Consider the following 25395-nt stretch of genomic DNA (forward strand, 5'->3'; position numbering starts at 1 on the left):
TACGAATTGTAATCATATATTGCACCCAACGGTTGAAACCGTTGGCAATGTTTTATATCGAATTTCGAATATAGCCCGCGGTTTCAACCGCGGGGCACGAATTGTAACATATATTGCGTCCCAACGGTTAAAACCGTTGCAATGTCTACATGTAATTTTAAACATAGCCCAAGGTTTCAACCTTGGGAAACGGATTGGAATTTCAATCTGTATCAGGTGTTAGTGTCTTTTACATCAAAGCAATTAGTTAAAATTTGTAACAATCTCATTAACAAAACTCAATTCAAAATTGATTACTTTTGTAAAAATTGACTTTTTTTATGCAAATTGATCTTTCTACACTAGACCCCAAACATAATATCATCATTAAAGGAGCGCAGGTACATAATTTAAAAAATGTAGATGTTGCTATTCCCCGAAATAAACTTGTAGTCATTACAGGGCTTTCGGGCTCAGGGAAATCGAGTCTGGCTTTTGATACTTTATACGCCGAAGGACAGCGTCGTTATGTGGAGAGTTTATCATCCTATGCACGCCAGTTTTTAGGCAGATTAGATAAACCAAAAGTAGAATATATTAAAGGTATTGCTCCGGCAATTGCTATTGAGCAAAAAGTAAATACAACAAACGCGCGTTCTACAGTAGGAACTTCTACTGAAATCTACGATTATATTAAACTTTTGTTTGCCAGAATTGGGCGTACTTATTCGCCAATTTCAGGTCAGGAAGTCAAAAAAATACCGTTACCGATGTTGTTTCAGATGTAAAAAATTTCGAATTAGACAGCAAATGGCTGTTACTTTCTCCTATTCATCTTGAAGAAGGGCGCCAACTCGAGGACAAACTTAAAGTGCTTTTACAACAAGGTTTTGCGCGTATTTTAGTTGATAACGAAATGGTTCGTCTGGACGAGTTTACGCCAACAGATCTTCATAAATTAGACAATAAAGATATTTTATTGATCATTGACAGAATTGTTGTTAAGGATGAAGAAGAATTCTACAATCGTCTTGCAGATGCCGTGCAAACAGCATTTTTTGAAGGAAAAGGAATTTGTTATCTTCAGGAATTAGGTACAGATAAAAGATTCTCTTATTCTAATAATTTTGAATTGGACGGAATTACATTTCTGGAGCCAAACGTGCATTTATTTAGCTTTAATAATCCGTATGGCGCTTGCCCGGTTTGCGAAGGCTACGGAAATATTATTGGTATTGATGCTGATTTAGTTGTTCCAAACACCTCTTTATCTGTTTTTGAAAGTGCTATTTACCCTTGGCGTGGCGATAGTATGAGCTGGTACAAAGACGAATTGGTAAAACACGCCTATAAATTTGATTTCCCTATTCATAAACCTTATTTCGAACTTACAGACGAACAAAAAGATATAATCTGGACAGGAAACAAATATTTTCAGGGATTAAACGGTTTCTTTAAAGAACTGGAAGAAAAAAATTATAAGATTCAGAATCGTGTGATGTTGTCTCGCTACCGCGGAAAAACAAAATGTCACGCTTGTCGCGGAAAACGTTTACGAGAAGAAGCATCATATGTAAAAATTGGCGGCAAAACCGTTTCTGATTTAGTTGATTTACCAATTAAACATTTGGTTACTTTTTTCAAAAATCTTGAACTAAATGTTTACGAACAGCAAATCGCAAAACGTTTAATGCTTGAGATAAACAATCGTCTATCATTTCTAACAGAAGTTGGTTTAGATTATTTAACCTTAAACCGAAACTCTGCCACACTTTCGGGAGGTGAATCGCAACGTATAAATCTGGCAACTTCATTGGGAAGCAGTTTGGTTGGTTCGATGTATATTCTCGACGAACCAAGTATTGGTTTACATCCAAAAGACTCTGAACGACTGATTAAAGTTTTGCTTTCACTTCGTGATTTAGGTAATACGGTGATTGTCGTTGAGCATGACGAAGATATTATGAAAGCTGCCGATATGATTATCGATATTGGTCCGGAAGCTGGAACTTTTGGAGGAAACCTTGTCGCTCAGGGAACTTATGATGAAATTTTAAAATCAGAATCTTTAACCGCTAAATATTTAAATGGAGATTTAGAAATTTCAGTTCCGAAGAAAAGAAGAAAATTCAAAAATCATATTGATATTATTGGCGCCAGAGAAAACAATTTAAAAAATATTAATGTAACCTTTCCTTTGGATGTTTTAACGGTAATTACCGGAGTTTCAGGAAGCGGAAAAAGTACCTTAATTAAGAAAATTTTGTTTCCGGCAATGCAGAAAAAACTGGAAAGTGCTGCCGAAAAAGCGGGTCAGTTTAGCGATATAACAGGTTCTTTTTCGCAAATAAAACATATTGAATATGTTGATCAAAACCCAATTGGAAGAAGTTCAAGATCTAATCCTGTAACTTACATTAAAGCGTATGATGATATTCGTGATTTGTATGCCAAAGAAAAATTATCTAAAATAAGAGGTTATCAGGCCAAACATTTTTCTTTTAACGTAGATGGCGGCCGATGCGAAACCTGTAAAGGAGAAGGCTCTATAAACGTCGAAATGGTATTTATGGCTGATGTTTCGTTGCCATGTGAAACTTGTGGAGGAAAACGTTTCAAAAAAGAGATTCTGGAAATTAATTTTGACGAAAAAAACATCAACGATATTCTGACAATGACTATTGATGATGCTATTGTTTTTTTCGAAAAAAATAAACAAACCAAAATCACTCAAAAATTACAGCCGCTTCAGGATGTTGGTTTGGGATATGTGCAATTAGGGCAATCTTCTTCTACTCTTTCCGGTGGTGAAGCACAGCGTATTAAACTGGCTTCATTTCTAGTAAAAGGGGCTACAAAAGACAAAGCTTTATTTGTTTTTGATGAACCAACAACGGGTTTACATTTTCATGACATCAAAAAGTTAATGGCTTCGTTTGATGCACTAATTGAAAAAGGACATTCTATAATTGTAATTGAACACAATCTTGACCTGATAAAATGCGCCGACTGGATTCTGGATCTTGGTCCCGAAGGTGGAGAAAACGGTGGTTACTTATTAGCAGCCGGAACGCCCGAAGATATTGTAAAAGTAAAAGAATCTGTAACGGGAATTTATTTAAAGGATAAACTTTAATAATAAATTCCAAATTCTAACCATCACACTCTTATTCCTGCAAGGTTTTCAAAACCTTGTAGGTATTACAATATTTAGATTTTAAACTTTATGTGATTTAAATCTATACCTACAAGGTTTTGAAAACCTTGCAGGAAAGCAAATCTTATTTTAAGATATTCCTAAATAAAAACTTCCAAATTCCAATACACTCTAATCACGTATTTGGAATTTGGAAGTTATTTTTTGAAATTTAATTTCTTTTAAGCAACCAAACATCTTTCTTCAAACGGCAAACCATCCTCGTCAATAGCAACCAATATTTTTTCTTTTTTGATGCTTCCAAAGTAAGATAAAGCCATGCAAATGACCATAATCCTAAGGTCAGGCAAAAAATGGTGAAATTCAGACCATGATTTACGACCTTTCCTCCTTTAGAAAGAACGGCAAAAAGCAATTTGTCATTTCTTTCTTCAAGCGTAAATCCATTATGAACTTTATTTGATATCATATTAGAAAATACCTGTAAGCTCTGTTCCTGACTAAGGTGACTTTTTTTCATATTTATCAAATTAAAATTAATTCCAGTATTGCTACAATTATTTATGTGTTGGAGAAAACTATCAGTAATGCTCTCTTAATAAAAACATTACAACTTTACTTTTATTACATTTTATAAGATATTTTTTATTTAATGAATCAAAGCAATGATAAATTCTTATATAAAATTAAATTTTATAATAGTAATAACAAACAAACCACTGTTAAAATTTTAATGTTTCAATCTGTACAGCAACACTTTAACCTTTATTTTTAATACTAAAGGATGGCGCTTCGTAATCTTTCCCCAAATAATTCTCGGGAATCGTTGTTGTATTTCCGTCTCTCAAAGCATTATAATGTGGCGACATAATTTCAATACCGGCAGCATTAAATGAATCCTGGATATTTTGATGCAGGGAAGAATAAATTCTGGGTTGCTTTGTAGGTTCTTTTGTATAGACATTTATTTGATAAGAAACATAGAAATCATCCAAACTGGTTTGCAGCACAAAAGGTTCCGGTGTTTTCTCTGTCATATCTGTTTTTAACGCGGCCTCGATTAATGCTTTATGAATTGCTGTCCACGGAACATCATAACCAATTGTAACAGTTGTATGAATTAAAAGACCATCTGTAGTCTGCTTTGTATTTGCAGAAAAATTGGTTGAAGTACTTGATAAAACGGCCGCATTTGGTATAGTTATGTCTTCAAATTTTGGTGTTCTTATTCGGGTTACTAATGCTGTTTTTTCAATTACTTCTCCGCTTACATCACCAATTTTAATAAAATCGCCAATTTTAAACGGACGCATATAAGTGATCACTAATCCCGCAACCATATTTGCAATGGCATTTGAAGATCCTAATGAAAATAAAACCCCAACAAATACCGAAACACCTTTAAAAATTGGAGAATCAGATCCCGGTAAATACGGGAAAATAATAACGAGCATAAAAGCATACATTAATAACCGAATAATATTGAATGTTGGCATTGCCCAATCGTTATAAAAGCCGTCTATTTTTATGTTTTCCTTTTTTATCTCATCAAAAAAGAACTTAATGATTTTTATAGAATATCTAAAAATGATTATAATAACTATTATTGTTACCAAGCTTGGCAAGAAACCAACAAATCCCATTACGGCTAATTTTGCAGGGGTTAAAATCCAACGTAATAAAGTTGTAGTATAAGCTTCTGTAGCAGGAAAAATGCTAAACAAAACAGGCAGCGAAAAATAAACTATTAAAATCAAGGTAAAGATCTTAATAAAGCCGAACAACCGCATCAACAAAAACTGTTGCTTATGCGGCGAAAGGATATTGATATTATTATAATTAAAGCCTTTAAAATACCTGTCGCTATTTTTTAAAAGATAAAGTTTTATACGATTGAAAATTTTTCCAACCACAAACAAAACAACTCCAATAATTAAAATCAATAACGCTGTATATCCAAATCGTTTAGGCAATTGCGAATAGTTTTCGTTTTGATAAATAACTGCTTTTTTGATTAAATTCAAATTTCGTTTAGCAATATAAGCGGTAGTTTGATTTTCGATTTTTGCATCAATATCCAAAATAGACATGATAATAAAATCACCTTTATATGTGATATCCTGAGAAATATCTGAAGGAACAACTACAAGAGAATCTGATTCAAAAAAAGAATCATGATAAAGTTTTCTGATTTTTTCTGTAATAGCATTTGCCCTGTTCTCTGCAGAAAAAGAACCAACTTTATTATAAACATAAAAAAGTGTGTCCTTAAAAGGAGAAACCGGATACCCTTTTAGTAAAACAGTTTTCTGTGCCGTTTTTATGGTATCATTTTGGGCAATCGCGAAGGAAGAAAATAAAACAACAAACAATACTAGAAAAAAAGTAATTTATTTTTCATATTCTGTTATAAATAAGTTAGTTATCCTTCTAACAAATATAAAACAAAATAGAATTGAATTTAGATTACTTTCTGTTTTCTCAATAAAATCGTACTAAATTTTAAAACCTACTTTCCTTAAAAGTCCATCAATTACCTTGTTGATATCTGGAGAAATATCAAACTTATAGTTTAGATAAACATATAGAATTGTTACCAATATTGATTTTAAAGCAATACTAATTAATTGATAAAAAGGAAATTCCCAAAAATAAAACATTAAAAACAATACAAAAGTTAATAGCATTGAATAAATAGTTTGTTTTGTAAATGGGTATAAATCGATCTTTTTTACCACAAAAAGTAATTTTGCCAAACTATATAATGTAATAGATAATAAAGTCGCAAATGCAGAGCCTGTAATTCCAAAAATTGGAATAAAAATCATGTTTAAGACTATTGTTAAAAACACTAAAAGCAGTCCTAAATACAACACCATTCTATAATATTTTGTATTAAAAATAATAGCGTTATTGTTTCCTAATATTAAATCGAAATATTTCGACAAACCAATCATAAATACAACTGAAATTCCTCCGCTGTATTCTTTTGGAACTAATTCATACAATTGATTGATGTTTACAAAAATGCATAACATTACATAACCACCAACCATTTGTAAATTTATCGATGTCTTTTTATATAGGTCATTCAATTCGTCGTGCTTGTTGTCGTGCATTAATTTTGCCGTAATCGGATATACAATTTGGTGCATTGCGCGACTTGGAACCGAAATTACCAAAGCAATGTAAGTTGCTACAGAATAATAGGCAATATTCTCAATTTTCATGTATTGATTCAGCATCAATTTATCACCATCTAAAAGTAAATTAGCCACACTTCCTGAAAGAATAATGAAAAAAGTGTACTCCATAACATCTTTTACATTCTGAGGAATATTAATCTGAAACTTAGGCTTTTTAATGTAAAATGCATAAAACATGGTTATTAAAAACGCAATAAAATATATCGCTGCCGTTAAATAAACAAACTGCACTAATGTTATCCAGTCAAAATATAAACCTACCAAAGCTACTGTCGAGAATAATCTTAAACCAACTTCTTTAATAAAATTTCCAAAAACAGAGTGCATATGAACTCTTGCCCAGGCATAAAAAATCTCGAAATACGCCATGCAAATCCCAATAAACGGAATTAAATACATAAACTCTTTTACAACAGGATTTTCCTTAGAAACAAAAGCGGTAATATCATCAAAGAAAAAGATTCCGATAATCCCTAGAGGAATACACATTAAAACGGGAAACAAAGCTGTAAAGGACAGAAACTGTTCTCTTTCCTCTTCTGTTTTATACTGTGAATAAAATTTTACCAGCGTATTTTGCATTCCAATGGCAAATAAAGGCATAATAACATTTGCTGCCGAAAGAATATAATTAGTTAAAGCGTAATAGGTTGCACCTAAAAAAACAGGGTATAAATAAAGTGTATTAATGGCCCCGATACCGAAACCTATATAAGTAATTATAGTATTTTTGAAAGACTGATTTAAAACAATACCCATTTTTGGATTTCTGAATTTAGATTTTAGATTTTTGCACTATCCGTTAATCAATTGTGCTAATTGTTTGGTGAGGTTTTTTCGTGAATATTGTTGTAAACCAACGCCATGAGACTGTAATTTTCCTTCCAAAAACTGATTATAAAAGTCCAAAATTACACTTTTTAATTTCGCTTTTTCAGAATAATCAAAAAATACTCCTGTATTTGTTTCTTTTATAATATCTGCAAAATCAGAACCTTGCGGACCAATTGCAATTATTGGTCTGTTCGAAACCATATATTCAAACAATTTACCCGGAATAATACTTTTCGTATCTTCAGAATTAATTTCGATTAAAAGTAAAACCTGCGATTTTTTTGATGAGCAATTGCTTCATGATGCGAAACATAGCCTAAAAGATTCAAATATTCCCTTAGATTAAATTGCGAAATAGCATCTAAAACTTCCTGGCTCACGGCGCCAATTAATTTAATTTCTAAATGCGTTTTAAAATCAGGAATTTCGTTTAGTAATTCGACCAGACATTCCCATAAAAAAGGAGGATTTCTATCTGATAAGAACGAGCCGATATGTGCCAGAGTAAATTTGGTGTCTAAAGTTTGCTTCTCTACATTTTCGATATCATAGCCGTTTGTAATTACCGAAATTGGTTTGTTGGTAATTGCTTCAAATTCTATTTTAGTTGTTTTGCTGGTTACAATAATTGTATCGGCAGTATTTAAAACTTTGCTTTCTAATTTTTTATGTTTTTTAGCAGCGTAATTTGATAAACGCAATGCTTTATGATAGCCAATTGTTGTCCATGGATCACGGAAATCAGCAAACCATTTTACATTTAATTTTTCTTTTAATTCTAAACCTATTAAATGTAAACTATGTGGCGGACCAGACGTTACAATGGTATCAATATTATTTTCTTTAATGTATTTTTCGAGATAAGATACAGATGGTTTTACCCATAAAACACGTGCATCAGGAATAAAAAGATTTCCACGCACCCATAAAAACGTCTTGTCCAGAAAGGTTTGTTTTTTCTTTTGAGGAAAAATTCCTGAACTGATTTTCTTGGTTTTATTCTTCGAAAAAAGAAGCTAATTGATAAGGTTCTAAAATTTTATTTTTAAGAATAATTACTCTATCTGAAATTTGACTAACCAAACCTTCATCAATAATTGGATATGTTGGATTTTCCGGAACATAAACAATTGGCTGAACATCAAATTCAGGTAAATATTTTACAAATTTTAACCAACGCTGTACGCCGGGACCTCCGGCAGGCGGGAAATAATAAGTAATGATTAAGAGTTTTTTTTGTTCCAATGAAAATTTAGTTTATTATTTTGAAGTGTAAATAGGCGTTCTAAGAAACATTTTTATTTAAATGGAATTCTGTTAGCAATACGTAATGTATAGGAAACTTCAATAAGTATCATTAATCGTTCTAACCTTTCAAGATAAGAAAGTGATTTTATTTCAACAATTCTTTGATCTTCAACTGATTTTAGGTTTAATTGTTTTATTTTATTCATTTTCAAATCTGAATTTCTTATATAATTTAAATAAAACATATACAAAAAGTACACAATTTAAAATTATCCACAAATTATAAAATCCCCATACAATTTTATATTCAGTATTCATACTTGAAAAACTAAAATATTCTCCCTGACTTTCATTATAAAAGTCATCGTATCCCATCATATAAATTCCGAAAAAAGCAAATACCAATAAATCAAAAATGATAAAAAGAATTATTTTAAAAATCTTTGAAATACGCATGCAAAGAATTTAGGCTTTATCTTGATTCTTATTATTACTGGTGTTTTTTCTTTCGAAATAAACTCCACCAATTAAAAGTAGCAACATTCCAATTGAACTTGCTAAAGCAATCGTTCCTCCGGTTTTTACAACTTGTGGTTCAAATTTAAATTCTATAGTATGTTTTCCTCCCGGAACTTCCATTGCTCTTAAAACGTAATCTACAGGAAAATGATCTGTTAATTGTCCGTCAACATAGGCATTCCATCCATTTTTATAATAAATTTCAGAGAATACCGCTAAACCATCTTTTTTATTATCTGATTGATATTTAATGTAGTTTGGTTTGTATTCCACAACTTTAATAGTTCCGGTAGTATCCCATTGTTTTTTTAATCTGGCACTTTTAAATTTACCTTCATAATCATGAACATTAAAAACCGCAACATTTTTTGTATCGATTTTATCTAATGCTTTCATAACATCATCTGGTCTGTTCACTAATCGTACTGAACCTACAAACCATGCATTTCCGTTTGTATTTGGATTTACTGTCGGGAATTCTTTTCCTTCTTTATCTGTTTGGATAATATATTTTACATTCAACATATCCAAAACTTCCATATTGTTTTTTGCTATTTGATAATCAAATAACTGTTGCATTCTTCTAGGTTTTGCTGCGTGATATCCTCCTAAAGAATGATGAAAATACGAAGCACGTGCGCTAGACATATTTCCGTTAACTTCAAAAACTCTATAATGTGTTGTATCTTTTAAAATCTGAGCATCCGATGGCGTTTCCTGAAATGGAGCAGCAATTTGTACCGGACTCAGAAAATCTTTTGCCGAAACATATTTTTTATCTACAAAAAACAAATCGAAGATCATTAAAAGACCAACAATAATTAAAGTAGTATTTTGAGCTAATTTATTTTTGATAAATAACCATAAAATTCCAAAAGTAACTACGATAAAAAATCCTGAACGCAATAAATCAGCAGAATACAAACTCATTCTGTCTTCTTTTAAAGCATCAACAAAAGCAGGACCGTAACTTTCTAAATAATAGCTATCATTGCTTCCTGTAAAGTGAAAAAATCCTTTTGCAATTACCAAAATAACGATAATTCCTAAACCAAAAACTCCTGTTTGCACCAAAGCTTTCTGCTGTAATTTTGGTTCATCATTCGCTTTGAAAAAAGATTGTAATCCCATAACCGCAAGTACCGGGAAACACAATTCTAAAATAACCTGAATAGAAGAAACTGCTCTGAATTTATCATACATTGGAACGTAATCGATAAAAAAGTCAGTTAATAATGAGAAGTTTTTTCCCCATGAAAGTATTAATGAAAATAATGCTCCTCCAATGAAAACATATTTTATTTTTCTGTCATCAATAAATAAAGCTAAAATACCTAAAAAGAAAACCACAACACCAATATATGCAGGAGCAGCAACAATAGGCTGATCTCCCCAATACGTTGGCATTCCCGAAACAAAATCCTGTGCCTGATCTGATGGCACTCCTTGTTCCATCATGAACGAATACATACGGCTATCAGTCCCTACATTTTCATGATTTGATCCTCCAAAAATTCTTGGGGCAATTAAGTTAAAGCTTTCCGCAATTCCGTAACTGTATTCTGTAATATAATCGCGGCTTAAAGCATTTTCATTAGCTTTTTTAGTTCCATCCGGATTAAAAGTTAATTCGCTGTTGCTACGTGTACTAAATTTAGCATATTCACTTGTGGCCATTAAATTAGTTGCATTTGCTCCAATAGCAAAAATCCCTGCAACTGCCAAAACTCCAAACGATATTAATAATGGCTTATATTCTTTATCTTTAATAAACTGAAAAGCAAAATATCCTGAAAGTATTAATAAAAATATTAGTAGATAATACGTCATTTGAAAGTGGTTTGCATTCACTTCAAGTGCAACTGCAAACATGGTGAGTAAGCCTCCCCAAATGTATTTTTTCTGGAAAACAAGTATAAAACCGGCAATTACAAGCGGCATATAAGCAATAGCATGCGCTTTTGCATTATGACCAACTCCTAAAATAATAATTAAATAAGTAGAAAAACCAAACGCAATCGCGCCAATAAATGCTTTTAGCGGATCTGTTTTTAAAACTAATAACAATCCATAAAAACCCAGGAAATATAGAAATAAATAATCTGCAGGACGTGGTAAAAAACGTAAAGCATCATCTAGTTTACCTACATAATCATTTGGGTAATTTGCCCCTAACTGATACGTTGGCATTCCGCCAAAAGCCGAATTTGTCCAATAAGGTTCACTATGTTCTGCAGCTCTAAAATCATTTTGCTCTTTTGCCATTCCGGTATATTGTGCAATATCGGACTGGAAAATTTGTTTTCCCTGTAAAACCGGGTAAAAATAAATTAAGGAAACGAGAATAAAGCCCAATATAACAAGGGCATGCGGATAGAACTTATTTACTATTTTCAATTTAGGTTAGTTTAGGTTAAATGATGATTCCTATTATTTAGGGCACAAACTTAATCTATTTCTTCGTAATCAACATAATCACCCACTTTTTTGGTTTCGCGTGGATTTTTTGCATTAGCAGTATTGATGATTATTTCATCATTATTGTTACGAGTTTTTTGCCAGCTATTATCCTGACTATATTGTTGTTGTTTTTGAAAATTCTCTCCTGCTTTTTCAACCGCTTTTTTTACCAATACAGGCAAAAAGATTCTGGCTAAAAATTTAAAAATATAATAAAATGCTATCATGTATAGAATAGCTTTTATTAAACCTGAAAAAGATGCTTCTTGCATGATCATATAATTTTTTCCAAAATTAATAAATCAATTGTTTAAAATTAAAATATGAATCTTAAATAAATAATAAAATATGTACATTTGAAATGCGTTATATCTTTTTAATCCCAAAAACAGATTTATGTTAAAAATTAAATACCTACTTATTGCATCTCTTTTTTTGCACCACAATTATTTTTTGCGCAATATACGGATGTTATTAACTCCAACAGGCCAGGTGAAACGATGTCTGCCTATGCAGTTGGAAAATCAGTAATTCAGGCCGAAATTGGCATTTACGGCATCAAAGAAAAACACGATTTACTAAATTATGACGCAAGTGGTTTTGGAACCGATTTAACGTTTAGATACGGCGCTTTTCTTGAAAAACTAGAATTTATTCTGGACTTGCAATATCAAATGGAAAACTTTGATACTCCGTATACAAGCTACAAAAAAAACAATTTCAGACAAACCGTTTTGGGAGCTAAATATTTAATTTATGATCCTTTTAAAAATTACGAAAAAACAAAAAACATCTACAGCTATAAAGCCAATCATCGCTTTGACTGGCACTCTTTAATTCCGGCTGTTTCGGTATTTGCAGGGGCTAATTTTGTTGGAGCTGATAATCCGTATTCTTTCTCTCCGGAATCAAGTATTTCTCCAAAGATTGCATTGATTACCCAAAACGTTTTTGGAGGCGGAAAATGGGTTTTTGTCACTAATATTATCGCAGATTATATTACAACAGACTATCCAAGTTACGGATATGTATTAACTTTGACGCATGGATTTAATGACAAATGGTCTGGATTTATTGAAAATCAAGGATACAAAAGTGATTTTTACAGTGACGCTATTGTTCGTGGAGGAGCTGCTTACTTAATTAATCCGAATTTGCAGGTAGACGCATCAATAAGTACAAACTTTAAAAATTCGCCTTCTATTATGTATGGCGGAGTTGGAGTTTCATGGCGTTATGATGGTAAGTACAAGGAAAAACAAATGGAATTTAAAAGAGAATCCAGAAAAGATAAAAAAGCAAAAGATCCGAAATCAAAGAAATCGGAGAAAGAAACTGATTATCAGGAACAGGAAAGAAAACGTAAATCTAAATACGAATAAGAATTAATAACCAACTTCTCTATATAAAAGAGATTTTACAATAACGATCTTAATGATTACAATTAAAGAAGCAAAAACCAAGAAAGAATTAACAGAATATATCAAATTTCCGTTTTCATTATACAAAAACAATCCTTATTGGGTTCCGCCTATTATTGCAGATGAATTAGAATCGTTTGACAAAACAAAAAATCCTGCTTTTGATAGTGCCGAGGCGTACTTTTATCTGGCTTATAAAAATAATGAAATCGTTGGTCGAATAACAGCAATTATCAATTGGTCTGAAGTCAACAATCAGCATAAAAGAAAGGTTCGTTTTGGCTGGTTTGATGTAATTGATGATATTGAAGTTACAAAAGCCTTATTGGGAAAAGTTTACGAATTAGGAAGATTACATAATCTGGAACATGCTGAAGGTCCGATGGGATTTTCGAATTTAGATAAAGTTGGAGTTCTTACCGAAGGTTATGACCAAATGGGAACTATGATTACCTGGTACAATAATCCGTATTATGTAACTCATTTTGAACAATTAGGTTTTCAGGTCGAAAAAGAATATATCGAAAGTATTTTTCCGTTTTCAAATGTAAAACCTGAATTTTTCCTGAAAGCTCAGGAATTAATCAAAAAAAGATATGGCTTAAGAGCATTAACATTTACAAAAACAAAAGACATTATGCCACACGTTGACAAAATGTTTGATTTGTTTAATGAATCCTATGCTAAACTAGCTTCGTTTGTAGCAATTTCAGATGTACAGAAAGAATATTTTAAGAAAAAATACATCAGTTTTATCAATCCTGAATATATTAAATTCGTTGTTGATAAAGAAGATAACCTAGTTGCTTTTAGCATTGTAATGCCCAGTTTTTCTGAGGCTCTACAAAAAGCAAAAGGAAAATTATTCCCATTTGGTTTTATTCATTTATTAAGAGCCAGAAAAAAGAGTAAAGATGTGGTTTTTTACTTAATTGGTGTTCATCCTGACTATCAAAACAAAGGTGTAACAGCTATTATTTTTGATGAATATTTTAAAACTTTTTCTGAAAAAGGAATTCAAAATTGCATCAGAACCCCGGAGTTAGCCGAAAACACAGCTATTCATTTACTTTGGAAAAACTTTGATCCAAAAATTCACTGTCAGAGAAAAACGTATCTGAAAAACTTATAAGAAACAAATCTATTTATCGTTTACAAAAAATCCCTTCTACGAAGGGATTTCTTTTTTACAATTTTTTTATTTCTTTATTTCTTATTGCGGACAATCAACTTTTGTCAATGTATTTTTTGCATCAAATTTTAATTTTGTTTTATCTTTAAAACTTACTTTGTCATTTGCATCTACTACATCTCCGTATCCTTCAATAAGGGTTCCGTCTTTTTGCAAAAAAACCACTTCTCTAACAGAAGAAACTCCTTCAGACATGAAAGTATAATCTGCAATTAATGTATCGCCTTTCATGTTTCCTATTAATGTACCTTCGTTTTTATCTTTTCCTGTTAAGTTATAACTCAATTTTCCGTTTACTTCCTGATGAGAATTAACATTAAAACTTAAGGCTACTATATTCCCATTAAGTCTTGATGCATAACATTGATCTCCTGCCGGTTCCACAAGCTCTGCTTCTTTTGGAGGGTTTGGTTCTATTTGTGGAGGCGGAAGCGTAGCCTCTTTTTTACAGGAAATAAAAAGGGTTAAAATCATTATTGTTATTGCTGATACTTTTTTCATAATCTGATTTTTTAATAATTAGTACTATAAAGTTACTTCAAATAAAAAAAATCCATTCGTATAAACGAATGGATTTTTTATATAATTCCCATATGAGGGAATCGTTATTTTAAAAGAAATTAAGCGTCTAAATCAACTGTTGTTCTGCTTGCGATTTCTTTATATGTACCGTTTTCTAATTTTTCACGAATTGCTTCAAAAGCAGTAAGTGTTTCATCAATATCAGCTAAAGTATGTGATGTTGTTGGTATCATTCTCAATAAAATAATTCCTTTTGGAATTACAGGATAAATTACAATCGACAAGAAAATACCGTAGTTTTCTCTTAAATCGTTTACCATAACCATTGCTTCCGGCACACTACCTTCTAAATAAACTGGTGTTACACAAGTATTTGTATCTCCAATATTAAAGTTTCTTGAACGTAATCCGTTTTGTAATGCATTTACATTTTCCCAAAGTTTATCTTTCAATTCCGGGTGATTACGCAATAATTCCAAACGTTTTAAAGAACCAATTGTCTGAATCATCGGTAACGCTTTTGCAAACATTTGCGAACGTAAATTATATTTCAAATAATCGATAATATCTTTATCTGCAGCAATAAAAGCTCCAATATTTGCCATTGATTTTGCAAAAGTTGAGAAATAAACATCGATACCATCCTGACATCCCTGCTCCTCACCTGCTCCGGCACCTGTTTTTCCAAGTGTACCAAAACCGTGTGCATCATCAACCAATAAACGGAAATTATATTTTTCTTTTAAAGCAACAATTTCTTTTAATTTACCTTGCTGTCCTCGCATTCCAAAAACACCTTCAGTAATAAAAAGAATACCTCCACCTGTTTCAAGTGCCATTTTGGTAGCTCTTTGCAGGTTTTTTTCCATACTTTCAAGATCGTTGTGCTTGTAAGTAAAACGTTTACCCATATGCAAACGAACACCATCAATAATACAAGCATGTGAATCTACGTCATATACAATAATATCATTTTTAGTAACCAGTGCATCAATAGTAGAAACCATTCCCTGGTAACCAAAATTCAACAAATAAGCTGCTGGTTTCATTACAAACTCAGCCAACTCATTTTCTAACTGCTCATGGTATTTTGTATGTCCTGACATCATTCTGGCTCCCATAGGATAAGCTGCGCCAAATTGAGTAGCTGCATCGATATCTGCCTGACGAACCTCCGGATGATTTGCAAGACCTAAATAGTCATTCAAACTCCAATTTAAAATATTTTTTCCACCAAATTGCATTCTTGGACCAAGTTCACCTTCTAATTTAGGGAAAACAAAATAACCCTCAGCTTGCGAAGCCCATTTTCCTAATGGTCCTTTATTGTTCTGAATTCTTTCGAATAAATCTTTTACCATAAATATATTTTGAAGTAATAATTTTTATTTATACAGGGTGCAAAAATAATGATTATTATTCTAAAATAGAGTTAGCCAATTATTTTTATTAAAAAATATTGAAAATATTGAACTTTAGCTTCAATACTGTAACCTTTTTGCAAGAATTAACCAATCAATTATTTAATTATTAAATACAATTTTTAAAAAAATATAAGTAATATATGACTTTTATCATAATAAAAGACAAAACGGTCTTTTAATTTTACTTCAGATTTAAAACTAAAGTAAACCAATTATTATGAAAAAGAAGAATGATGCCCTTATTGTTATCAGGCTATTTGTATACACCTTTTTTTGTGTACTAATTTTATCTTCATGTAAAAAAAGTGAAGAACCAGTCGATTACACTACAATTAAAACAGAAGGACAAATGGATGCCGAACTTACTGCCCCGCCAATGGTACCAAAACCAATTGGAAAAAGAGCAGCCATGAAACTGAAGGTAAACATGGAAATTAAGGAACAGGAAGGCACAATGACAGATGGTGTAAAATATACGTACTGGACATTTGGAGGATCTGTTCCCGGAAGTTTTATCAGAACACGTGTGGGCGATGAAGTAGAATTTCACCTAAAAAATCATCCGGACAATAAATTACCACATAACATCGATTTGCATGCCGTTACTGGCCCTGGTGGAGGTGCAACATCATCTTTAGTAGCTCCCGGACATGAAAAGGTGTTTAGTTTTAAGGTTATAAATCCGGGGCTTTACGTTTACCACTGTGCGACTGCTCCTGTGGGAATGCATATTGCCAACGGAATGTACGGTTTGATTTTAGTTGAACCTGAAGGCGGACTTCCTCCGGTTGATAAGGAATACTATGTAATGCAGGGCGATTTTTACACGCAAGGCGAATATGGAGCCAAAGGACTTCAGCCTTTTGATATGAATAAAGCGATTAAAGAAACTCCTGATTATGTTGTTTTTAATGGAAAAGTAGGATCGATGACAAACGGAAATGAACTTACCGCAAAAGTGGGCGAAACAGTACGTTTATTTGTGGGGAACGGTGGCCCGAATTTAGTTTCTTCTTTTCATGTTATTGGAGAAATCTTTGACAACGTGCATGTTGAAGGTGGCGCTATGATGAATAAAAACGTTCAGACTACATTAATTCCGGCGGGCGGATCTGCTATTGTTGATTTTAAAGTAGAAACTCCGGGAAATTTCATCTTAGTTGACCACTCTATCTTTAGAGCCTTTAATAAAGGTGCTTTGGGAATATTAAAAGTTGAAGGTGCCGAAAATAAAAACATTTATTCAGGAACTATTCAGGAAGGGATTTATTTGCCGGAAGGCGGAACTATTCAAAAAATGCCCGAAGAAAAAGCTACAACAACAGCTGTACCTAAAAGAACTTTGGCTGATAAAATAAAAATTGGAAAAGAAATTTTTGGAACAACCTGCTTTGCCTGTCACCAATCTGAAGGACAAGGAATTCCGGGAGCTTTCCCTCCTCTTGCAAAATCAGATTATCTAAATGCAGATTCAAAAAGAGCTATCAAAACAATTTTACATGGTTTAAGCGGTGAAATTACTGTAAATGGTAAAAAATTTAATAGTGTGATGCCAGCGCAAAATCTTTCAGATGATGAAATAGCCAATGTTATGACTTATATATATAGCAACTGGGGTAATAATAAAACAGAAGTTACACCGGAAATGGTTAAGGCACAACGCTAAAATAGAAACAATGGCAAAAAGCATTTATATTATTTTTCTATTCTTGGTTCAGATTGGATTCTTAAGAGCACAAGAGTCGAAAATGGTTCCGGTAAAAGAGGGTTCATTTGTCCCTCTTTACGGAGCCACATCGAAAAATCCTGTAAAAGTAAAATCGTTTTTTATAGATGTTTATCCTGTTACTAATGCTGAGTTTTTAAGTTTTATCAAAAAAAACTAAGCCTTAGCAAATCTAAAATAAAAGGCATTTTTGCTGATAAAAGTTATTTAGCTTACTGGAAAAATGATCTTGATTTTGGAAATGTAAACCCTAAATCGCCTGTAACAAATGTTTCGTGGTATGCCGCCAAAAAATACTGCGAGTGTCAGGGAAAGCGTTTACCAACAATGGATGAATGGGAATATGTAGCTATGGCTGATGAGAAAAAAACAGATGCCAGAACCAAAACAGAATTCAATAAGTACATTTTGTCCTGGTATGAAAAATCAAAAACCTACGAAAACCCAATTGGCCAAACATTCAAAAATTACTGGGGCGTTTATGATATGCATGGATTAGTTTGGGAATGGACAGCCGATTTTAACAGCATTTTTTTATCGGGAGAATCCAGAAAAGATAAAAGTGAAGACAAAAACCTTTTTTGTGGCGGCGCATCTGTCAATGCAACTGATTTAATGGATTATGCTGCATTTATGCGATATGCTTTTAGAGGAAGTCTAAAAGCGCAATATTCGACCCGAAATCTTGGTTTCAGATGTGCTGATACAAAGAAATTTTAATTTTAAATTATTAAAAATGAATAAAACTATACTGGTGCTCTTTATTCTTCTTTTTACTTTACAAAGCTGCAAAGACTCTGAAAAAAAGAAAGCCAACCGATACCAAAAAGCAAAGAAATTAGCGACTTATCAATCTATAATTTACCCTCTCAATGGACAACTCAGGACGGAAAAAATATCGAATTAAAAAGTTTAAATGGTAATGTTCTTGTAATGGTAATGATTTATACATCGTGCAAGGCTGCCTGCCCAAGATTAGTTGCAGACATGAGATCTATTGAAACAAAACTTGACAAACAAACTAAAAAAAACGTAAAACTTATATTGGTAAGTATTGATTCTAAAACCGATACTCCGCAAAGATTAAAGGCTTTTGCAATAGAAAATAAAATGAATCAGGATCCCTGGATTTTCCTTCGCTCTACAGAAGAAAACACACGCGAATTTGCTGCTGTACTTGCGGTAAATTATAAGCAAATTTCGCCAATCGATTTTTCGCATTCAAATATTATAAGTGTTTTTAATCCAAAAGGCGAATTAATATACCAACAAGAAGGTTTAGGAGTAAATAACGATAAAACCATAACGATAATAAACGAAGAAGCTAAAAAAATTAAATAGGTTGATTAGTCGAAAACAAGAGAAGATTTTAATTAATCAACTCTTGTTTTTTTATTTATAATTGAAATTACAATCAAAATTAATCCTGATACAATTAAAAAACTCGCTGCAAAAATGCTTTCGTAATATCCGGGAAGTTTTCCTCTGTCAAAATAAAAAAATGATCCCTGAAGAAATAACAAAACTTCAGTTGCAGCATATCCTAAAATAAAAAACTTCATTCCTAAACGAAGTATATAAGATTGATTTGAAAGTATTTTATTCTGAAATAATATTCCGAACAAAAAACCGGTAATTACACCCAATGACGTTAAGTGTATAAATCCAATTACAAAATTTCTTACCTGATGTGAAGTTTCAGCCAGACAAGGTGACAAAACCAATAATTGCAAGCTTATTTTTAGAAATAAAGAACTAAAAGCCAACCCATAAACTATTTTCGTTGTTGAATTTAAACTGGCTTTAAAAGTCTTTATTTGAGTTTTTAGCATTTTATAGAAATAAACAAAAGCCAAAAGCTGGAGCAAAACGCCACAAGCATTTATCCATCTTAATATTTTTATATCTTCAAACCAACTAACGGGAAATGCAACCGTTAAAAGGATTGAAATAATTAGCAAAATCTGGAATATTCTAAAATGTTTTAGATTGATTTCACCCTTAAATTGTTGTAAAAACAATGCCAAAACTGCTATTAAAAACCAGCCATTAAATTGAAAATGAAGAAAAAACTGAATTGCAATTTGATAAAAAGCACTTTGCTTACCCAATGTACTTATTGCCGGACCAAGACACCAGACGCCAAAAGTAGAAAAAACCATAAACAGAATCGAGATCAATAAAAGCCTTTTATTATACGTTTTATCAGCTACTGTATCTTTCCAAACGAGCCAGCAAAAAACATAACTTAATAAAATATGTGCGGTCGAAAATATAATCGAAAACAATCCATAACCCTGAACAGGAAAAGCAATCATCATTCCGATAACCGCACATTCTGTCGTCCAGAACAATTGATTGTAAATTGGTTTCTCTCTTTTATCATTTGGAACAAAAAAATGGATAATTAAAATATAAATCATCATATAAATCCAACCTAACATGGCGACATGTGAATGTGCATGAAGCAGATAAATATAATTTACATTTAAAGGCAAAAGGTATGAAAAACGCAACAGCAAACCCATAATTGAAGCTATGAGAAAGTTGAGAAAACAACAAAGTATCCAACTTTTTTGCGAATTCATTTTAAAATGTATTTTCATTTCTTTTCAAATAAAAAATGCACCAAACATAAGTCAAATTTGTGATTTAGTTGGTGCATTAATTTCTAAATTAGTTAGTGTTAGGCAAATTCCTCTTCCAGAATTACAGCTTTAGGAAACAGGATATTATTTTCAAGATGAATGTGTTTGTGCAAATCTTCTTCAAATTCTTTTAACATTGCAAATGTTACTTTATAAGTTGTACATCCATCAGCTGGCGGTGTATAGTTATTGGTCAAATTTGCAATTTCTCTAAAACGGTCTCCTTCATTATCATGTTCCTGCATCATCATCGCAATAGGATTTGATACGGTTCCAAAAGACGGCTGAGACAAAATCCCATTAGATTCTTTCGTTTTTACCATTCGTTTAATAAAAGGAAATAACATTAATTCTTCCTTTTTCATGTGCTGTGACAATTCGCCTGCACCTGCAGTAAATAATTCATTAATTCTAAATAATTCCGGATGTCCTCCGCCATGAACTTTACATAATTTATCTAGAAACTGCGTCAAAATAGTTGTTTTATCTTCAACATAACGATGGTGTGTTTTTTCAATATAATCGACCAATAAATCTAATGGCCAGGAATTAAAATCTATTGTATTTCCGTTTTCAGACTGTAGTACATCAAAAACGTTTTGCATTAATACATCTGCATCAATATCTTGTTTTTCGCAAACTTCCGTTATGGTTCTGTTTCCTTTACAACAAAAATCGATTTGATATTTTGTAAAAACTGCCGCTGTTCTAAAATCCTGTGCTACAAATGAGCCTACTGTTTTATTCTTTAAATTTTCCATTTTTCTTAAAAATTAGTTATTGTTATTTCTAATCAATTTCAATAAAAGATAATATTATCTTTTATTGAAATATAAAAAAACTCTAATGCATCATAAACATTAGAGTTTTTTATGTTTATTCTACAATTAAAACACCTTTCATCATGGCAAAATGCCCAGGAAAAGTACATAAAAAGTTATATGTTCCTTTTTTATCAATTGTAAATTCTATTGTATCTTCTTCTCCTCCACCAAGTAATTTAGTATGGGCAATAATTGATGCTTTTTCTGAAGCAGGAATATAATCGGTATCTTTTGCTGTAATTGCTTTTGAGGCAAAAGCAGCTTCATTTGTACCTTCTTGTAAAATAACCAGGTTGTGCCCCATGGCTTCTTTTGGTATTTTACCAACATGCTTTAAAGTTAATGTTATTGGCTTCCCGGCAGTTGCTCTTAATTCGCTTGTATTAAATTGCATTTGATCGTTTCCTTCAACAACCAAAACGTTGCTTACTGCAGTTGCCGCCTGCCCTTCTCCTTCTGTAGTTTCATTTACTTCTGTTGACTCTTCAGTTGGTGCTGTTTCTTTTTTCCACAAGAAGTTATGGCTAAAAATCCCATTAGCACAAGCATCGAAATTTTGACTTTTTTATTCATTATTAAGTATTTAAATTATAAAATTTTATTCGTTTTTGTTCAATATTTTAAGATGAAAATCGCCCGAATTAACTCCCGAAGCTAATTCTTCTAATGTTGTATTGGTTAACATGGTAAGAAGCAATTCCCGTATTTTTTTAAATTCATTATGAACCGGACAAGGATGTGTTTCTGAACATTCTTTTAATCCAATTCCGCAACCTTTATATATAGTGTTTCCGTCAATTGCATCAACAATCTGAATTAATTTGATTGATTTTACGGCTTCTTTTGAAACTTCAAATCCTCCACCCACTCCTTTTGCAGAAGCTATGATTCCGTTTTTGGTTAAAATCTGCATTATTTTGGCCGTAAACGGTTCAGGAGAATCAATTTCTTTTGACACATCTTTTATTCCAACACGAACACCTTCTGATGATTTGGTTGCGATAAATATAGAAGCCCGAATACCGTACTCGCACGCTTTTGAAAACATATAAAGTTGATTAAATTCCATACAAATATATTTAAACCTATATTAAAAGACAAATTTATCTTTAATTAATTTTTATAAAAAATATCTTATTTATAACCAAAATAATTTATTAGTAACAAAAGACATATTTATCATGAAGTCTAAATAAAAACCAATTTTAGTTTTACCTTTGTTTTCTAACTTGTAAATAATGCCTTTAAATAACGTAAAAGACTTAAAACTAGCTGTTCTTATTGATGCCGACAACGTTCCGTACAGTAACGTAAAAGGTATGATGGAAGAAATCGCTAAATTTGGCACACCAACTACCAAGCGTATTTATGCAGACTGGACCAAACCAAACTCAAATGGATGGAAAGGTGTTTTACTCGAACATGCCATTACTCCAATCCAACAATACAGTTATACGGTTGGAAAAAACTCATCAGATTCTGCATTGATTATCGACGCAATGGATTTACTTTATTCAGGAAAACTGGATGGTTTTTGCATTGTTTCAAGCGATAGCGATTTTACTCGTTTGGCCATCCGTTTGCGTGAATCAGGCATGAAAGTTATTGGTATTGGCGAAAAGAAAACCCCAAACTCTTTTATTGTTGCCTGCGACAGGTTTATTTATATTGAGGTTTTGGATGGCGCAATCCAAAAGAAAAAACTTAAAGCTACCGCCGATGCTAAAAAACCTGTTGAAAAGCCTGTTGAAAAACCTACCGAAAAAGCACTACACAAAATAGACAAACAAACTATTGACCTTATAGAAGCTACAATTGAAGATATTGAAGATGATGACGGCTGGGCATTTTTGGGAGATGTTGGAAATTTAATTGTGAAGAAAAACCAGAATTTGACCCAAGAAATTATGGCTTTTCTAAGCTTACGCCAATGCTAAAATCTTTAACTGATATTCTTGAAATCGATGAAAGAGAATCAGATAAAAAAGGAATCAAACATGTCTATGTTAGATTACGATTCAATTAATTATTACTTTATTACTTTTTAATTTTTTAAAAACATGAGAAAAAAATTCTTTATCTACGGATTCTTATTGTTTCTAATTGTTGCAGCAACTTATTATTATACCGAACGCGGTTTTTTACTCGTTATAATTTTACCAATACTATTAGTGGTTGGTGTTTATAACGCCATTCAAACAAAACATGCCATATTAAGAAACTTTCCGGTTTTAGGTTATTTCAGATATTTATTCGAAATGATTGCACCGGAAATTCAACAATACTTTATTGAAAGATCTACAGACGGAAAACCGTTTTCAAGAAACCAGCGTTCTTTGGTTTATCAAAGAGCTAAAAATATAGATTCAAGTACACCTTTTGGAACGCAGCTAAACTTAAATCATGATAGTTACGAAGGAATAAAACATTCTATTTTTCCGGCAAAAGTAAACGAAGAACTACCGCGTGTATTGGTTGGTGGAAAAGATTGCAAACAACCTTATCTTGCTTCTTTATTTAATGTTTCGGCCATGAGTTTTGGTTCGCTAAGCGAAAATGCGGTTCGCGCCATTAATATTGGTGCAAAAAAAGGAAATTTCTACCAAAATACCGGAGAAGGTGGTTTAACGGAATTTCATCTTGCAGGTGGTGGCGATATTACCTGGCAAATTGGTACAGGTTATTTTGGCTGTCGCGATGATGATGGAAATTTCAGTCCTGAAAAATTCTCAGAAAAAGCCAATCTGCCAAACGTGAAAATGATTGAGATCAAGCTTTCTCAAGGAGCAAAACCAGGTCATGGAGGTGTACTTCCTGCCGCAAAAAATACGGAACAAATTGCCAAAATCAGAGGTGTTAAACCGCATACGATGATTCTTTCTCCTCCGGGGCACCATGCTTTTTCTGATGGTAAGGGACTTATTCATTTTATAGCACAATTACGTAAATTATCAAACGGAAAACCAATTGGATTTAAATTGTGTATTGGTAACACTAACGAATTTGAAGCTCTTTGTCATGAAATGATTGCCGAAGATATCTATCCTGATTTTATAACTGTTGATGGTGCTGAAGGCGGTACGGGAGCAGCTCCTTTAGAATTTGCTGATGGTGTTGGAATGCCGTTTGAACCTGCATTAATTTTTGTCAATAAAACACTTATCGCATTAAATATTCGTGATAAAATAAGAATTATTGGAAGCGGAAAAATCATTTCAGGCTATTCTATTTTACATGCAGTTGCCCTGGGTGCTGATATGTGTAATAGTGCGCGCGGATTTATGTTTTCACTAGGTTGTATTCAGGCGCTTCGTTGCCATAATAATGAATGTCCAACCGGAGTTGCAACCCAAAATAAAATGCTAATGAAAGGTTTGGTTGTCACCGATAAATCAGATCGTGTGTATCATTTTCATAAAAACACTTTACACGCTGCCAATGAACTTTTGGCTGCAGCCGGCAAAATATCTTTTGCAGATGTTGGCCCTAATATTTTTATGCGTGGAGACGAATTCACACATCTTTCAGATATTTATTTTCCTGATATTCTAACCAATGTTAGAAAACAATAGAAAACAAAAAAATCCTCTTTAATAACAAAAGAGGATTTTTTATTTTTTGTAAATTATGTTTTTGGTATTCATTCAAATCAAAGCTTTGCTGTTTCTTTTCCAGCTACAGAATTATTTTCTAAAACTGCTAATTCTTCTTTATCAACTAATTGCTGAGCAAGAATTATATTATTGTAGGATAAAAAGTACACATCAAACTTTACTCCTTCTTCAATTAACGATGGAGAAATTTGATCGTTTTTAACCATTTCTTTAAGCAAATCAGGAAAAGTATCTTTATAAGCTAGTTTGTTTATTTCAGTTCCTTCTAAATTAGTTTCAATTCTTATTTCAATTTTATTATCATTTAAAAATGCTTTAGCACTAGTACTAACAACATTTCCTCCTTTTATAGAAGATGAAGTATTATAATTACTTACATGTTCCTGGATTTTCTGCTTGGTGTTTTTACAGCTTATCAACAACAATACAAAGGCAAAGGTAAATACGATTTGAGTAATTTTTTTCATAATTTTTTGGTTTTATGGTTAAATATTAACTCAAACATAACAAACTTTACAGACAAAAACAATATAAGTTAATAAAAACAAAAACCTAACCACTTGAATATAAATAAATTATTACAAAACTAAAAATTCTCTACAAATACAAAAAAGCCCTTTA

The 25395-nt window shown here is 32.1% G+C and carries 17 protein-coding genes and 5 pseudogenes; 8 read left to right on the forward strand and 14 right to left on the reverse strand.

What is annotated here, in order from left to right:
• Positions 1 to 320: 320 nt before the first annotated feature.
• Positions 321 to 3115, forward strand: a pseudogene (gene uvrA / locus ACZZZT_RS19910) (excinuclease ABC subunit UvrA).
• A gap of 232 nt (positions 3116 to 3347) precedes the next feature.
• Here the strand turns inward: uvrA and ACZZZT_RS19915 are convergent.
• The 7 genes and pseudogenes from ACZZZT_RS19915 to ACZZZT_RS19945 form a co-directional block, all read right to left on the reverse strand.
• Complete coding sequence (locus ACZZZT_RS19915; protein ID WP_463461667.1) at positions 3348 to 3656, reverse strand: hypothetical protein; 309 nt, start codon at positions 3654 to 3656, stop codon at positions 3348 to 3350.
• A 238-nt stretch (positions 3657 to 3894) separates the two neighbouring features.
• A complete protein-coding gene (locus ACZZZT_RS19920) occupies positions 3895 to 5508 on the reverse strand; it encodes a mechanosensitive ion channel family protein (protein WP_463461668.1) in 1614 nt (537 codons plus the stop codon).
• Positions 5509 to 5631: 123 nt separating this feature from the next.
• Positions 5632 to 7101 (reverse strand): oligosaccharide flippase family protein, encoded by a 1470-nt coding sequence (locus ACZZZT_RS19925; RefSeq protein WP_042564104.1) that lies wholly within the window; start codon positions 7099 to 7101, stop codon positions 5632 to 5634.
• Between the two features lie 36 nt (positions 7102 to 7137).
• Positions 7138 to 8421, reverse strand: a pseudogene (locus ACZZZT_RS19930) (glycosyltransferase family 4 protein).
• A gap of 201 nt (positions 8422 to 8622) precedes the next feature.
• The gene (locus ACZZZT_RS19935) at positions 8623 to 8880 is read right to left on the reverse strand and encodes a hypothetical protein (protein WP_073393426.1); all 258 of its coding nucleotides are present in this window, start codon (positions 8878 to 8880) and stop codon (positions 8623 to 8625) included.
• Between the two features lie 9 nt (positions 8881 to 8889).
• Positions 8890 to 11340 (reverse strand): YfhO family protein, encoded by a 2451-nt coding sequence (locus tag ACZZZT_RS19940; protein ID WP_463461669.1) that lies wholly within the window; start codon positions 11338 to 11340, stop codon positions 8890 to 8892.
• 50 nt (positions 11341 to 11390) lie between these two features.
• On the reverse strand, positions 11391 to 11675 hold the full coding sequence (locus ACZZZT_RS19945) for a DUF4834 family protein (protein ID WP_463461670.1): 285 nt from the start codon (positions 11673 to 11675) through the stop codon (positions 11391 to 11393).
• A 228-nt stretch (positions 11676 to 11903) separates the two neighbouring features.
• Here ACZZZT_RS19945 and ACZZZT_RS19950 point away from each other — a divergent pair, with 228 nt between their 5' ends.
• Positions 11904 to 12785 (forward strand): transporter, encoded by an 882-nt coding sequence (locus tag ACZZZT_RS19950; protein WP_463461671.1) that lies wholly within the window; start codon positions 11904 to 11906, stop codon positions 12783 to 12785.
• 52 nt (positions 12786 to 12837) lie between these two features.
• Positions 12838 to 13956 carry a GNAT family N-acetyltransferase gene (locus ACZZZT_RS19955; protein WP_463461672.1) on the forward strand — a complete coding sequence of 373 codons (1119 nt, stop codon included), beginning with the start codon at positions 12838 to 12840 and terminating at the stop codon, positions 13954 to 13956.
• Between the two features lie 81 nt (positions 13957 to 14037).
• Here ACZZZT_RS19955 and ACZZZT_RS19960 read toward each other — a convergent pair whose 3' ends face one another.
• Together ACZZZT_RS19960 and ACZZZT_RS19965 are read right to left on the reverse strand one after the other, a co-directional pair.
• Positions 14038 to 14517: a hypothetical protein gene (locus ACZZZT_RS19960; protein ID WP_463461673.1), complete on the reverse strand. Its 480-nt coding sequence runs from the start codon at positions 14515 to 14517 to the stop codon at positions 14038 to 14040.
• A gap of 119 nt (positions 14518 to 14636) precedes the next feature.
• Complete coding sequence (locus tag ACZZZT_RS19965) at positions 14637 to 15899, reverse strand: aminotransferase class I/II-fold pyridoxal phosphate-dependent enzyme (protein ID WP_042564098.1); 1263 nt, start codon at positions 15897 to 15899, stop codon at positions 14637 to 14639.
• Between the two features lie 280 nt (positions 15900 to 16179).
• Between ACZZZT_RS19965 and nirK the strand changes: the two genes are divergently transcribed.
• The 3 genes and pseudogenes from nirK to ACZZZT_RS19980 all read left to right on the forward strand — a co-directional run bounded on the left by nirK (position 16180) and on the right by ACZZZT_RS19980 (position 19029).
• Complete coding sequence (gene nirK / locus ACZZZT_RS19970; protein WP_073393411.1) at positions 16180 to 17628, forward strand: copper-containing nitrite reductase; 1449 nt, start codon at positions 16180 to 16182, stop codon at positions 17626 to 17628.
• 10 nt (positions 17629 to 17638) lie between these two features.
• Positions 17639 to 18408, forward strand: a pseudogene (locus ACZZZT_RS19975) (formylglycine-generating enzyme family protein).
• A 16-nt stretch (positions 18409 to 18424) separates the two neighbouring features.
• A pseudogene (locus tag ACZZZT_RS19980) lies at positions 18425 to 19029 on the forward strand (SCO family protein).
• 32 nt (positions 19030 to 19061) lie between these two features.
• On the opposite strand, the gene ACZZZT_RS19985 reads toward ACZZZT_RS19980, so the two are convergent.
• From ACZZZT_RS19985 to ACZZZT_RS20000, 4 genes are all read right to left on the reverse strand, one after another.
• Positions 19062 to 20216 (reverse strand): hypothetical protein, encoded by a 1155-nt coding sequence (locus ACZZZT_RS19985; protein WP_463461674.1) that lies wholly within the window; start codon positions 20214 to 20216, stop codon positions 19062 to 19064.
• A gap of 158 nt (positions 20217 to 20374) precedes the next feature.
• Entirely contained in the window at positions 20375 to 21097 is a 723-nt protein-coding gene (gene ric, locus ACZZZT_RS19990; protein WP_463461675.1) for an iron-sulfur cluster repair di-iron protein, read from the reverse strand.
• Positions 21098 to 21212: 115 nt separating this feature from the next.
• Entirely contained in the window at positions 21213 to 21674 is a 462-nt protein-coding gene (azu, locus tag ACZZZT_RS19995; RefSeq protein ID WP_463461676.1) for an azurin, read from the reverse strand.
• 84 nt (positions 21675 to 21758) lie between these two features.
• The gene (locus ACZZZT_RS20000) at positions 21759 to 22208 is read right to left on the reverse strand and encodes an RrF2 family transcriptional regulator (RefSeq protein ID WP_073394254.1); all 450 of its coding nucleotides are present in this window, start codon (positions 22206 to 22208) and stop codon (positions 21759 to 21761) included.
• 190 nt (positions 22209 to 22398) lie between these two features.
• Here ACZZZT_RS20000 and ACZZZT_RS20005 point away from each other — a divergent pair.
• Positions 22399 to 23186: pseudogene (locus tag ACZZZT_RS20005) on the forward strand (NYN domain-containing protein).
• Between the two features lie 34 nt (positions 23187 to 23220).
• Complete coding sequence (locus ACZZZT_RS20010) at positions 23221 to 24732, forward strand: FMN-binding glutamate synthase family protein (RefSeq protein ID WP_463461677.1); 1512 nt, start codon at positions 23221 to 23223, stop codon at positions 24730 to 24732.
• Positions 24733 to 24809: 77 nt separating this feature from the next.
• On the opposite strand, the gene ACZZZT_RS20015 is transcribed toward ACZZZT_RS20010, so the two are convergent.
• Positions 24810 to 25241 (reverse strand): hypothetical protein, encoded by a 432-nt coding sequence (locus ACZZZT_RS20015; RefSeq protein ID WP_463461678.1) that lies wholly within the window; start codon positions 25239 to 25241, stop codon positions 24810 to 24812.
• Positions 25242 to 25395: the final 154 nt, after the last annotated feature.

The sequence above is a fragment of the Flavobacterium sp. AC274 genome, from assembly GCF_979258275.1.